The organism is Ruegeria sp. CDSC002, from assembly GCF_059610905.1.
In genome coordinates, this window is the sequence record NZ_JBXWOM010000001.1 from 280,809 (window position 1) to 293,068 (window position 12,260).

Here is a 12,260-nt window from a genome sequence, read left to right on the forward strand (position 1 = left end):
GGCACCTGCTAGATAGTGCCAAGTAACAATTTTGCCTAGCTATCGTGACAGGCTTGTGACGGATTATTCAGCAGCGGCTTGCATTTCAGGACCGCCATTTCGAATGGTCGCCAACAGTTCTTCGCGCCTTTTTGCGGCCTTAGCCTCGTTTTCAAGCAGAACCGGGCCAAAGCCCTTAATCTCAAGCGGCAGCTTGGCCAAAGCGACAACCGCATCGTGAGTTTGTGGTGTAACCAAGGGCGCTATCTCTTTGAGATCGTGTTCATATTGCCGGATCAAGGCGCGCTCCATCCGTCGCTCGGTGCTGTAGCCAAAGATGTCCAGAGGAGTACCACGCAGGCCTTTCAACCTGGAAAGCAGCTTCAACGGACCCAACATCCACTCTCCGAATGCCCGCTTGCGTGGCCGACCCTCTGCGTCCTTGCCACCCAAAATCGGTGGCGCAAGGTGCAGGGTCATTTTGAAGTCGCCGTCAAACTCGGCCGCAGCCTGTTCCCGACTACGCAGCAACAGACGCGCAACTTCGTATTCGTCCTTGTAGGACAACAGCTTATGATACCCTCTTGCGACGGCATCTTTGACGGATTCATCCTCGAAGCTATCGACAAGCTTACGATAACGTTTTGCCAGACGGGCGCCTTGGTAGTCGGTCAGGTGCTGCGCACGGAAATCAATCAGCTGTTCTAAAGTTTTTGGCAGCTCAGTCACCTGAGGGCTCAAAATCGCGGTGACGTCCTGCGGATGCAGAACGGCCCAACGGCCAATATTAAAGGCGCGTTTGTTGCGCTCAACCGCGGTCCCGTTCAACTCGATCGCCTGTAACATCGCTTCATGGCTAATCGGTAATAGACCACGTTGCCAGGCCGCTCCCAAGACCATCATGTTCGAATAGATCGAGTCGCCCATAACCGCGCGCGCCAGATCAGTGGCGTCAAATAGCGACAGGCCCTCTTTCAGCCGTGCTTGCAGCGCAAGCTCTAGTCGATCACCGGGGATCTGAAAGTTTGTGTCGCGGGTAAAGTCGCCCGTGACGGTTTCATGGCTGTTAACCACGGCACCGGTTTGACCCATGCGGGTCAGACCCAGGGTTTTGGCCCCAGCGGACACAACAAGGTCGCCCCCGATCAGCGCATGCGCCTCGCCGGTAGCCACACGAATGGCGCTGATATCTTCGGGTCGGTTGGCCAGACGGCAGTGGATGTGCACTGCGCCACCTTTTTGGGCCAGACCCGCCATCTCCATCATCCCGGCGCCCTTGCCGTCGATCTGAGCCGCTTGCGCCATCACAGCGCCCAGAGTGACCACTCCGGTCCCGCCAATACCGGTAATGACCACGTTATGTGTACCGTTGATCGTCGGCAGAACGGGCATCGGCAAGTCCGGCAAATCGATCTCGGTCGTGGCTTCTTTGCGGATCTTTGCCCCTTCCAAAGTCACGAAAGACGGGCAAAACCCTTTCAGACAAGAGAAATCCTTGTTGCAGCTAGATTGGTCGATAGCGCGCTTACGCCCAAGTTCAGTCTCTTTCGGAACGATCGAGACGCAGTTCGACTGAACCCCGCAATCGCCGCATCCTTCGCAAATGTCCGAGTTGATGAACACGCGCTTGTCTGGATCCGGGAACGTACCCCGCTTGCGTCGGCGACGCTTTTCTGCCGCACAGGTCTGAACATAGACGATGACCGAAACGCCTTCGATCTCGCGGAATTTCTTCTGCACGTTCATCAGTTCGGCGCGCTCAAAGGTTTCCACGCCGGACGGCATCGCCTTGAAGTTCACATCTTCTTTTTCGTCGTAAACCACGGCCACATGCTGAACGCCCATCGCCTTGACCTCGGCCACGATCCGCTCTGCGCTTAGGTCTCCTTCGTTGTCCTGTCCGCCCGTCATGGCGACGGCATCATTGAACAGGATTTTGAAGGTGATGTTGGTGCCTGCCGACAGCGCCGCTCGGATCGATTGAACGCCCGAGTGGTTGTATGTCCCGTCGCCCAGGTTCTGAAACACGTGATTGGTCGTCGAGAACGGCGCTTCGCCGATCCAGTTTGCACCTTCTCCGCCCATCTGGGTGAACCCGGTGGTTTCCCGATCCATCCACTGCACCATGTAGTGACAGCCGATCCCCGCATAAGCCCGGCTGCCGTCGGGCAGTTTGGTCGAACTGTTATGTGGGCAGCCTGAACAGAAATACGGCAGACGCGTTGCAATTTCTTCCGCGTTATCCGCCCGGCGCGCTTCCGAGAGTTTGGCCATCCCCGCGCGCACCCCATCTGTATCGCGCCCTTCCTCGATCAGGATATCGCCCAGCTTTTCGGCGATCATGATTGGGTCCAGTGCGCCGCGTGTCGGGAACAGTTCTTCCCGATGCAAGGTCCCGGCCCCGCCCTTGTACCAGCCGTAGACGCGACGCCCGCGGCGGTCGTCAAAGATGGCCTCTTTAACCTGAACCTCGATCAGCTTTCGTTTTTCTTCAACGATTACAATCAGGTCCAAACCCTCGGCCCAGTCATGGAAGCCTGCCATATCCAGCGGGAATGTCTGACCAATCTTGTAAGTCGTAATGCCCAGGCGCCCGGCCTCGGCCTCATCGATATTCAGCAGTGACATGGCGTGCGTCAGGTCCAGCCAGTTCTTGCCGGCCGCTACAAACCCGATTTTCGCACCCGGCTTGCCCCAGACACGCTTGTCCATCTTGTTCGCACGCGAGAACGTCTCGGCCGCGAAGCGCTTATAGTCGATGACCCGTGCTTCCTGAAGGTGCGGTGTATCACCCAACCGAATGTTCAAACCGCCTTCGGGCATGTCGAATTCGGGAACTACCACATTCATGCGATCCGGACTGCCATCCACAACCGAAGTAACCTCAATCGTGTCTTTCATCGTCTTCAGGCCGACCCAGACGCCTGCAAACCGGCTGAGTGCGAACCCGTAGATGCCATAGTCCAAGATTTCCTGCACACCAGCGGGGCTAACCACAGGCATGTACATGTCGACCAAAGACCATTCGGATTGATGCAAAACGGTCGAGCTTTCGCCGGTATGGTCATCGCCCATTGCCATCAGAACGCCGCCATGCTTGGCGGTTCCAGCCATGTTCGCGTGACGCATCACGTCGCCGGAACGGTCCACACCCGGCCCCTTGCCGTACCAAAGACCAAAAACGCCGTCGAACTTGCCGTCGCCGCGCAGGCCGGCCTGCTGACTGCCCCACAATGCCGTGGCCGCCAGATCTTCGTTCAGCCCGAACTGAAAGGTCACATCGCTTTCAGTCAGATGTTTCTGGGCTCGTATCATCTGTTGATCTACAGCCCCAAGGGGCGAGCCGCGGTATCCGGTCACAAGACCTGCGGTATTCAGGCCCGCCTCATTGTCCCGTGCCTTCTGCATCAGCATAAGACGCACCAGCGCCTGTGTGCCGTTCAAAAGAACGGGGTTTTTCTCAAGATCGAACCGGTCGTTTAGCGATATTTGTGGCTGACTCATCGGACGCCTCCCCTCGTCAGATCAGTGTGCTTCATTCATACGCATTTTAGGTCAAAAAAGCTGACCTGTATAGGACCTACCAGTCTGTTATTGTAACGTTTCAACAGTTTGAATGTAGAACTTGTTACCTATTTCATATAGGGCTTCGGAAGGATAACGAAAGTTGCGGCGATGGATTGGGACAAGTTAAGGATATTTCACGCGGTTGCGGATGCGGGCAGCCTGACTCATGCAGGGGACAAGCTGAATCTGTCCCAATCCGCGGTCAGCCGGCAGATCCGCGCGCTTGAAGAATCGCTTGATTCGACACTTTTTCACCGCCACGCCCGCGGCCTGATTCTAACCGAACAGGGTGAGTTGCTGTTTGACGCGACATCGGCCATGTCGAAACGCCTGGATGCTGCCGCTGCCCGCATTCGCGACAGCGAAGAAGAAGTGTTCGGAGTTCTGCGCGTCACCACCACGTTTGGCTTCGGTACACTGTGGCTGGCGCCGCGCCTACCAAAACTGTACGAGCAATACCCCGATCTGAACATCGACTTGATGCTGGAGGAGCGTGTTCTCGACCTGCCGATGCGCGAGGCTGATGTTGCCATCCGCATGAAAGAGCCCAGCCAGGCCGATCTGGTGCGAAAACGCCTGATGACCGTGCAAATGCAGCTTTACGCTACGCCGGAATACCTGGAAGAACGCGGCAGCCCGGAAAGTCCCGAAGACATCTCGAAACACAGGTTGATCTGCCAGACACCCTCGGCCCCGCAGGTCGGCGCAAGCGCTATGATGGTCCGGCACCTGATGACCTACAATCCGACCTCTCTGTTGACGGTGAACAACTATTTCGGCGTTTTGCAGGGTGTTTTACACAACCTCGGCATCGGCGTGTTGCCGGATTACGTGACCCATGACTTTCCGCATCTGCAGTCGATCCTGTCGGATATCGAAACCGCCGATGTCCCGGTTTATCTCGCCTACCCCGAGGAACTGCGCCATTCCAAACGCGTCGCGGCATTCCGCGATTTTGTTCAGGATGAGATCATTGCGCAGCGCAAGCAGTTGAAGCAGATGGGAAAACTGTAGCTATGCACCAGTAGCATAGCGGCAATGATCTGCGATCAGTCTATAAAACCTTGATAGTACACAAACCGCCCCCTAAATGAGCAATCGAAGGCGGTGATGCTGTAACGCTCATCATCTTCACCTCCCTGTTGGACTACGGCCGAGCTTAGTGCTCGGCCTTTTTTTTGCCCGCAACACTAAATTCATATCTGAAATGGGTGAAACATCTGGGAAAATCCTGCACTTAAGCCTATGATCACGAAAAAATCATCAAGACTTATGGTCGAGGACAGATTCGATGTTTCACCTCACTCGCCTGTTAATGGCGTTCTTCTCCATTGCGCTATTATCTGGGCCAACACTTGCCCAGGTCACTAGTACCCCTAGTGCACCAACTAACGTCACAATTCCCGAGGATCTGACGCCCGAACAAGTCGATGACATGGTCGCACGTATGTCCGACGACCAGGTTCGCGCGATTTTGCTGGAGCGTCTGGACGCGGTCGCGGAAAAAAACGCCGCCGAAGCGGAAGAGCGCGAAGACCCAATCACGGAAATCAATGAGATCTGGGCCGAGATGGTGGCGTCGTGGACTCAGGTTATCGTCACGGTCCCGAACATCTTCAGCGCGCAAGCCGACGCTTTCAAAAACTTTTCGGCAACCTTTGGTACAACCGGCGCGTTTACCCTGTTGGGCCTAATCCTCAGCGTACTTGTCGTCGGCTTCCTCGCAGAAAAGCTGTTCGAATTCCTTACTCGGCGGTGGCACGAACATGCTGAGGTTGGGGATGAAAATGACCTTTGGGGCGCCGTCAGGTACCTGTTTCGCCGTTTTTGCCGCGAGATCGCAGGATTGGTCGTGTTCTATGTCGTCATCCGCGCGGTCGGGCGCGGGCTTCTGACTCCGGAACAAATCACCTACGCGGCACCGTTCGTTTTCTACCTGATCTGGATTCCGCGCTTGGGCGCAGCGGCCTCGCGGTTCGTACTTGCACCAAGCAAACCACACTACCGGCTGGTAAACATTGATGATCACTGGGCGAAATACCTACACCGCAACCTGATCGGTCTGCTTATTTTGGTCGGTTTCACGCTGTTCCTGCTTCATTTCAACAGGCTGAACGGCATTACCGGCGGCGAAACACGCATTGGTTTCTGGCTGAACGCAGCGATCCATATCTATATCGGCGTCATCGCCTGGACCGCGCGCGAAGGCCTGTCTCAGATGATGTTGGGTACCGACCCTGATCACTCCAAATTTGATGAGGAAGTCGCCCACTACTACCCCTACTTCGCAATCGGCGTGTCGGCGGTAATCTGGCTGCTGGTCGAGTTTATCGTAGCGCAACGCAATCCTTCGTCCTTGGCGCTGCTGGTCAAGGGGGCGCATTTCACCACCATGGCTTGGTTGCTGATCGCACCTGCCTTGGATACGCTGATACGTGGGCTGGTTCGCCATCTTCAACCGCCGATGCTGGGCGGAGGGCCGGTGGCCGAGCGCGCATACAAGTCTACCAAACGCAGCTATATTCGCATCGGTAGGGTTTTGGCTGGTATTCTTGTCATCCTGATGATCGCCCGGGCTTGGGATCTCGACCTCAGTGAAATCGCGGGCGGTGGAGATGAGTCTGGCAGCAAGCTAATACAGTTCTTCATCATTATTGCTGTTGGCTACATCCTGAACGAAGTCGTTTCGCTGTGGATCAACCGGCGGCTGGCCAAGGAACAAACTGCGGCTGAAGAAAGCCCCGATCAGGAAGCGGGCGAAGGCGGCGGTTCTGGCGGATCACGTCTGGCGACGGTTCTGCCCCTGCTGCGCGTGACCGCTCAGGTCGCGATTGCGGTTATCTTTGTCCTGCTCGCGCTTGGCGCGCTGGGTCTGGATATCACGCCGCTTCTGGCTGGTGCCGGTATTCTTGGCCTGGCCATCGGCTTTGGTGCGCAAAAGCTGGTTTCGGACATTGTCGGCGGGATCTTCTTCCTAATCGACGATGCGTTCCGGGTTGGTGAATATGTCGATATCGGCGGCACCATGGGAACGGTAGAAAAGATCTCGATCCGCTCCATGCAACTGCGCCACCACCGCGGCCTGGTTCATACCATCCCATATGGTGAGATTCAGAAGATCACCAACTTCAGCCGCGACTGGGTCATCATGAAGCTGAAATTCACCGTGCCCTTCGATACAGACCCGAACAAGGTGAAGAAAATCTTCAAGAAGATCGGTGCCGAGATGATGGAGGACGAAGTTCACAAGGACGGCTTCTTGCAGCCCTTCAAATCTCAGGGCGTGTTCGACTTTGACGATGTCGGCATGATCATCCGCGGCAAGTTCATGGCCAAACCGGGCAAGCAGTTCACCCTGCGCAAAGAGATCTTCAACCGGGTTAAGGCTGCCTTCAAGGAAAACGGCATCGACTTTGCCCGTCGCGAAGTTCGTGTCGCTATCCCGGGACTGGACGAAGCTGAAAACCTGACCGAAGAACAAAAAGCAGCAGTTGGCGCTGCGGCTGCGGATGCGTCCAGAAAGGCGCAGAACCCAGCTTAACGACATCGGATCATCCGCTGATAAGTCAGCGGATGACACCCGCAAGGTCCAAACAACAGACGGAACCGGCCCAATCGCCGGTTCCGTTTTTTTCTTTCACAATTGGCCTGCGCTGACTTGACCCTTTCCACAAGCGGCACCTTGCCCTAAAAGGCCCGCAATCCCGGCCAACCTGGACAAGGACACACGATGCAAGAGCCCGCCATCACCCCGGATCTGATTGCCGCACACGGGCTGAAGCCCGACGAATATGATATGATCCTCGGGATCATCGGGCGCGAGCCGACTTTTACCGAACTCGGCATCTTTTCGGCCATGTGGAACGAACACTGTTCTTACAAATCGTCCAAGAAATGGCTGCGTACCCTGCCCACCTCTGGGCCTCAGGTGATCTGCGGGCCAGGTGAAAACGCCGGCGTTGTGGATATCGGCGACGGTCAGGCGGTGGTGTTCAAGATGGAAAGCCACAACCACCCCTCGTATATCGAACCCTATCAGGGTGCGGCCACAGGTGTTGGCGGCATTCTGCGTGACGTCTTCACCATGGGCGCGCGTCCCATCGCGTCGATGAACGCGTTGTCGTTTGGTGAGCCCGGCCACCACAAGACCCGCCAGCTGGTCAACGGTGTGGTCGAAGGCATTGGCGGTTACGGCAACTGCTTTGGTGTCCCTTGCGTGGGTGGCGAAGTTCGGTTCCATCCCGCCTACAACGGCAACTGCCTTGTGAACGCCTTTGCTGCAGGTCTGGCCGACAGCGACAAGATTTTCTATTCGGCGGCCTCTGGCGTCGGTATGCCCGTTGTGTATCTGGGTGCAAAAACCGGACGTGACGGCGTTGGCGGCGCAACCATGGCATCGGCCGAGTTCGACGACACCATCGAAGAAAAGCGCCCCACTGTTCAGGTGGGTGACCCGTTCACCGAAAAGCGCCTGATGGAGGCCACGCTTGAGCTGATGCAGACTGGTGCCGTGATTTCGATCCAGGATATGGGTGCAGCGGGTCTGACCTGTTCCGCCGTTGAAATGGGCGACAAGGGTGGTCTGGGTGTGCGTCTGGATCTGGAAAACGTTCCTCAGCGCGAAGAAGATATGACAGCCTATGAGATGATGCTGTCTGAATCACAAGAACGCATGCTGATGGTCCTCAAGCCCGAGCTTGAAGCCGAAGCCCGCGCCGTCTTCGAAAAATGGGACCTGGACTTCGCCATCGTCGGCGAAACCATCGCCGAAGACCGCTTCCTGATCCTTCACAACGGCGAAGTCAAAGCCGATCTGGTCCTGTCCAAGCTGTCCTCGACGGCACCGGAATACGACCGCCCTTGGGAAGCCACGCCAGAAGCCGAAGAACTGGCTGAAGTCCCGCAAATCGACCCGATCGACGGTCTGCGCGCCTTGCTCGCTTCGCCGAACTATGCAGGCAAGCAGTGGGTTTATGAGCAGTACGACACCATGGTCATGGCCGACACCGCCCGCACGCCGGGTCTGGGCGCAGGCATGGTCCGCGTGCACGGCACTAACAAGGCACTTGCCTTCACCAGCGACGTAACCCCACGCTATGTCCGCGCCAACCCTGTTGAGGGCGGCAAGCAGGCTGTGGCCGAGGCCTACCGCAACCTGACCGCCGTTGGAGCCAATCCATTGGCGACCACCGATAACCTGAACTTCGGCAATCCCGAAAAGCCCGAGATCATGGGCCAGTTCGTCGGCGCGATCCAGGGCATCGGCGAAGCCGTAGCCGCGCTGGATATGCCTATCGTATCAGGCAACGTCTCATTGTATAACGAAACCGATGGACAGGCGATCCTGCCGACCCCGACCATTGGCGCCGTAGGCTTGCTGACTCACACGAACGAGATCATCGGTAATGAGGTCCGAGAGGGCCATGTTGCTCTGGTGATCGGCGAAACCAACGGCCATCTTGGGCAGTCCGCTCTGCTTGCTGAAGTGTTCAACCGCGAAGACGGCGACGCGCCGCATGTCGATCTGGATGCCGAAAAACGCAATGGCGAGTTTATCCGTGCCAACCGTGAGATGATCAAGGCCTGCACCGATCTGGGTGACGGTGGTCTGGCGCTGGCAGCATTTGAGCTGGCGGAATCCGCAGGCGTCGGCGTTCACCTCGATGAAGCCACGACCGAGTTCCTGTTCGGCGAAGACCAGGCCCGCTATCTGGTCGCGTGCAACTTTGATCAGGCCGAAGCACTGATGATCGCTGCTGGTCAGGCAGGCGTCCCTCTGGTGTCCGTAGGACGGTTCACTGGCGACAGCATTCGGGTTGGCAACTCTGAGGCCGCGTTAGAGGATTTGGCTACCACGTTCCGCACCAGCTTTGCTGAAGCCGTCGCCTAATACCAAAGCAATCTTTGCAACATGAAACCTGCGCCTGTCCCGGCGCAGGTTTTGTCGTTTCAAGGCCTCTATCCTCCCCTTGCACGCCCCGTCTGGGAGCTCTACATCTTGAGAAAGACCTTCAGGAGAAACCTACATGCCGATGAGCGCCCACGAAATCGAAGCCCTACTGCGCGAAACCTTTCCGGATGCGGAAATTCAGGTTGGCGGCAGCGATGGTGTGCATATGTCCGCAATGGTCGTGGACGAAAGCTTTCGCGGGAAAAACCGGGTGCAACAGCAGCGCGCGGTCTATGCGGCCCTGAAGGGCAAAATGGACGGCGCGGACGGCGAGTTACACGCTCTGGCGCTGACGACGAAAGTACCTGAGTGAGCACGGCTTTTTGGGCATATTCTATTTGGGGCGCCGTGTTTGTCGGCATCGTGGGTATTTACGTCGTCGCCATTTTTAGGCGTAGCCGCTCCGCACGAAAACCTATCACTCGTGGACGCAAAGGCGCGACCCCCAGTCAGAATGCCAGCGTGGTCGCCTCAACGATGGACGGAGGCAGGGGGGGCGCGGTGAGTGCGATAGTTGTTCCGCGTGATCCGCAGCAATACGCAAAGACAATGGCTCCCCAAAAATGAACGGCTGGCTCTTCTGGATAGGCATCATTGCAGCATTGATAGTTGCCGCGGCACTTATCGAAGCCTATGTGAAGCGCAACAGAAAGCGTAAGCTGGCCGACATGCGCCCGGACCCGGACAAGATCAGCAAGGTCGGCGGCATTGAAAGATACGGGCTGGATCCGCTGGCCCTGGCACAGGCCGAGCATCGGCGACTAGAAGAAGAAGGATGGGTCCCGGACCCGCCAAAGGATGAAACGACCGCCCCCGACGCGGGTGAAAAGGACAAGCAAGATGACCGACGTTAAGACTCAGATCAACGAAACCGTCAAAGCCAACGATGTGGTGCTCTACATGAAAGGCACCAAAGAGATGCCCCAATGTGGGTTCTCGTCCCGCGTGGCCGGCGTGCTGAACTACATGGGCGTTGAATATGCCGATGTTAATGTTCTGGCCGACGAAGAGGTTCGTCAGGGCATCAAGGATTATTCTGACTGGCCGACCGTGCCACAGCTGTACGTCAAAGGTGAATTCGTCGGCGGTTGCGACATCATCACCGAGATGACCCTGTCGGGCGAATTGGACACGCTGTTTGACGAAAATGGTGTCGAATTCAACAAAGAAGCAGCTGACAAAATTCGCGAAGCAAACGCCTGATCAGCGACTGCTGCAATTCTCCAGAACAACCTGCTCACTGGTGGCCCCACTGGCCGCCAGAAAGCTGACGGTCGCATCCCACCCTTTTGACCGAAGGATATACGACCCGGTCTCTCCTTTGGATTCATAGCGAATACCTGATCCGCTGGGCACTTGCTGCAAGGCAACCAATTGGTTGTCTACCATCATCGCCGCCGCACCGGAGCCGTCGGACGCATTGAAATACGCAACCTGCAACTCAATGCCATTCTGGCAGGTGAAGCTAACCGGCAGGATATCCATGTCCGCCCAGGCCAAGCCCCCTGGTAGACCGAACAATCCGGCCAACGCTACCGTTTTCAACGCATTCATTTCGCCGTATTCTCCTCAACCACCGAGGCCAAGGCCTCAGCGCGTGCGGCCAGTTCGGCCAGTGTGTCCGTGACCGAAGGCGGGACGACCGCCACTTCAATCCTTTCAGGCTCGGGCTCGGGCCGGTTGCGCAGGCTTTGCAATTCGGCTTCAACTTCGGCCAGCTTGGCCTCTGCCCGTTTGAGCTTGTCATCTGTCGCGGCGGTCTTGTCGGCCAGCATCAGCCCAGCCATCAACAGCATGCGTGCTTCGGGCATCCGACCGATCTGATCAGACAAAACCTGCGCTTCGTCATCCAGCATTTTCGCCGCAGATTGCAGAAATGGCTCTTCACCGTCCTGGCAGGAAACGTCAAAACCACGGCCACCGATATGAATGGTCAATTCGGGCATTACTCTACCTCTCCCTCAGCCAGCTTTGCCTGCGACAGCAACGGCTCCAGCCGGGCCAGTACAGCCTGAGCTTCGGCAGCGTCGGTTGCCTGTGCAGCCTTTGTCGCCTCAAGTTCGGCCACAGTCGCGCGGTTCAACAGCTCGGCATCGGCCAGACCGTCCTTGCTGGCCGCCCGCAATTCATCCACCGAGTTGCGCAGTTGTTCGTTCGCCTTGCGCATACGTTGAAGATCATCATCCAAACGCGACATGGCCGCGCCGTGGCTGGCACGTTCCGCACGCAACATCTCAAGCTCTGCGCTTAACTCCGCAACACGCTCGCTGTCGGCCAATTCGGACCGCAACTTTTTATTCTCATCTTCAAGCGACTGCGTTTTGCTCACAACCGCTTTAAGTTCATCGTTTTCTGTCTTGAGAACAACCAGTTCGTCCTGGTTTTCCAATGCAGCTTTAGCCTCTGCCAACTCGGCCCTGGCCGCTTCGACCGCCGCCAATTTGGCGGTGGCCTCTGTAAGCTGCTGACGCAACGCGCCGTTTTCAGGATCTTCGGCTGTCGTTGCTTTCAGCGCATCCATGTCGGCGCGCATCGCGTCGACTTCCTTCTCGTGCCGTTCCTTGAGGGATTTCAGCCGCTCTTCCAACTGCGCATTGGCGACGCGCTCGTCTTCCAATGCCGTGTGCAAAGCGGTGTCATCACCGCCACTTGCGGGCACCGTGTCACGCAGGGCGTCGACACCGGTTCCAATCCTCTCCATCGCGGCAACGATACGGCGCTGTAATTCTTCGATCTGGCTCATGCCCCTGCCACCTCTTTACCA

At 57.0% G+C, this 12,260-nt stretch carries 10 protein-coding genes; 6 read left to right on the forward strand and 4 right to left on the reverse strand.

The features are described 5' to 3' along the window. Nucleotides 1-63: 63 nt before the first annotated feature. Nucleotides 64-3,483: an indolepyruvate ferredoxin oxidoreductase family protein gene (locus AC2FJE_RS01520; protein WP_496760524.1), complete on the reverse strand. Its 3,420-nt coding sequence runs from the start codon at nt 3,481-3,483 to the stop codon at nt 64-66. Between the two features lie 171 nt (nt 3,484-3,654). Here AC2FJE_RS01520 and AC2FJE_RS01525 point away from each other — a divergent pair, with 171 nt between their 5' ends. From AC2FJE_RS01525 to grxD, 6 genes are all read left to right on the forward strand, one after another. Further along, the gene (locus tag AC2FJE_RS01525; RefSeq protein ID WP_058271530.1) at nt 3,655-4,560 is read left to right on the forward strand and encodes a LysR family transcriptional regulator; all 906 of its coding nucleotides are present in this window, start codon (nt 3,655-3,657) and stop codon (nt 4,558-4,560) included. Between the two features lie 277 nt (nt 4,561-4,837). Then, nucleotides 4,838-7,087 (forward strand): mechanosensitive ion channel family protein, encoded by a 2,250-nt coding sequence (locus AC2FJE_RS01530; protein WP_496760526.1) that lies wholly within the window; start codon nt 4,838-4,840, stop codon nt 7,085-7,087. Nucleotides 7,088-7,276: 189 nt separating this feature from the next. Beyond that, nucleotides 7,277-9,436 carry a phosphoribosylformylglycinamidine synthase subunit PurL gene (purL, locus tag AC2FJE_RS01535; protein WP_496753915.1) on the forward strand — a complete coding sequence of 720 codons (2,160 nt, stop codon included), beginning with the start codon at nt 7,277-7,279 and terminating at the stop codon, nt 9,434-9,436. A gap of 136 nt (nt 9,437-9,572) precedes the next feature. Next, complete coding sequence (locus tag AC2FJE_RS01540) at nt 9,573-9,809, forward strand: BolA family protein (RefSeq protein WP_058277851.1); 237 nt, start codon at nt 9,573-9,575, stop codon at nt 9,807-9,809. A gap of 250 nt (nt 9,810-10,059) precedes the next feature. Continuing rightward, a complete protein-coding gene (locus tag AC2FJE_RS01545; RefSeq protein ID WP_496695369.1) occupies nt 10,060-10,350 on the forward strand; it encodes a hypothetical protein in 291 nt (96 codons plus the stop codon). Beyond that, entirely contained in the window at nt 10,337-10,699 is a 363-nt protein-coding gene (gene grxD / locus AC2FJE_RS01550; protein WP_108858708.1) for a Grx4 family monothiol glutaredoxin, read from the forward strand. The genes AC2FJE_RS01545 and grxD overlap by 14 nt, the downstream gene beginning before the upstream one ends. On the opposite strand, the gene AC2FJE_RS01555 is transcribed toward grxD, so the two are convergent. From AC2FJE_RS01555 to AC2FJE_RS01565, 3 genes are read right to left on the reverse strand one after another with little or no spacing between them, the layout of a single operon-like run. Next, the gene (locus AC2FJE_RS01555; RefSeq protein ID WP_109311584.1) at nt 10,700-11,050 is read right to left on the reverse strand and encodes an MliC family protein; all 351 of its coding nucleotides are present in this window, start codon (nt 11,048-11,050) and stop codon (nt 10,700-10,702) included. It lies immediately after the preceding gene. Beyond that, nucleotides 11,047-11,442 carry a cell division protein ZapA gene (locus AC2FJE_RS01560; RefSeq protein WP_058277846.1) on the reverse strand — a complete coding sequence of 132 codons (396 nt, stop codon included), beginning with the start codon at nt 11,440-11,442 and terminating at the stop codon, nt 11,047-11,049. Before AC2FJE_RS01560 ends, AC2FJE_RS01555 begins: the two co-directional genes overlap by 4 nt. Then, nucleotides 11,442-12,239, reverse strand: a complete 798-nt coding sequence (locus AC2FJE_RS01565; protein ID WP_496695367.1) for a hypothetical protein — start codon at nt 12,237-12,239, stop codon at nt 11,442-11,444. The genes AC2FJE_RS01560 and AC2FJE_RS01565 overlap by 1 nt, the downstream gene beginning before the upstream one ends. Between the last annotated feature and the right edge of the window lie 21 nt (nt 12,240-12,260).

Excerpts from the sequence above, each read along its gene's own strand:
- AC2FJE_RS01520 (WP_496760524.1), bottom strand. The coding sequence starts at position 3,483 with ATGAGTCAGCCACAAATATCGCTAAACGACCGGTTCGATCTTGAGAAA.
- AC2FJE_RS01525 (WP_058271530.1), top strand. The coding sequence starts at position 3,655 with ATGGATTGGGACAAGTTAAGGATATTTCACGCGGTTGCGGATGCGGGC.
- AC2FJE_RS01530 (WP_496760526.1), top strand. The coding sequence starts at position 4,838 with ATGTTTCACCTCACTCGCCTGTTAATGGCGTTCTTCTCCATTGCGCTA.
- purL (WP_496753915.1), top strand. The coding sequence starts at position 7,277 with ATGCAAGAGCCCGCCATCACCCCGGATCTGATTGCCGCACACGGGCTG.
- AC2FJE_RS01540 (WP_058277851.1), top strand. The coding sequence starts at position 9,573 with ATGCCGATGAGCGCCCACGAAATCGAAGCCCTACTGCGCGAAACCTTT.
- AC2FJE_RS01545 (WP_496695369.1), top strand. The coding sequence starts at position 10,060 with ATGAACGGCTGGCTCTTCTGGATAGGCATCATTGCAGCATTGATAGTT.
- grxD (WP_108858708.1), top strand. The coding sequence starts at position 10,337 with ATGACCGACGTTAAGACTCAGATCAACGAAACCGTCAAAGCCAACGAT.
- AC2FJE_RS01555 (WP_109311584.1), bottom strand. The coding sequence starts at position 11,050 with ATGAATGCGTTGAAAACGGTAGCGTTGGCCGGATTGTTCGGTCTACCA.
- AC2FJE_RS01560 (WP_058277846.1), bottom strand. The coding sequence starts at position 11,442 with ATGCCCGAATTGACCATTCATATCGGTGGCCGTGGTTTTGACGTTTCC.
- AC2FJE_RS01565 (WP_496695367.1), bottom strand. The coding sequence starts at position 12,239 with ATGAGCCAGATCGAAGAATTACAGCGCCGTATCGTTGCCGCGATGGAG.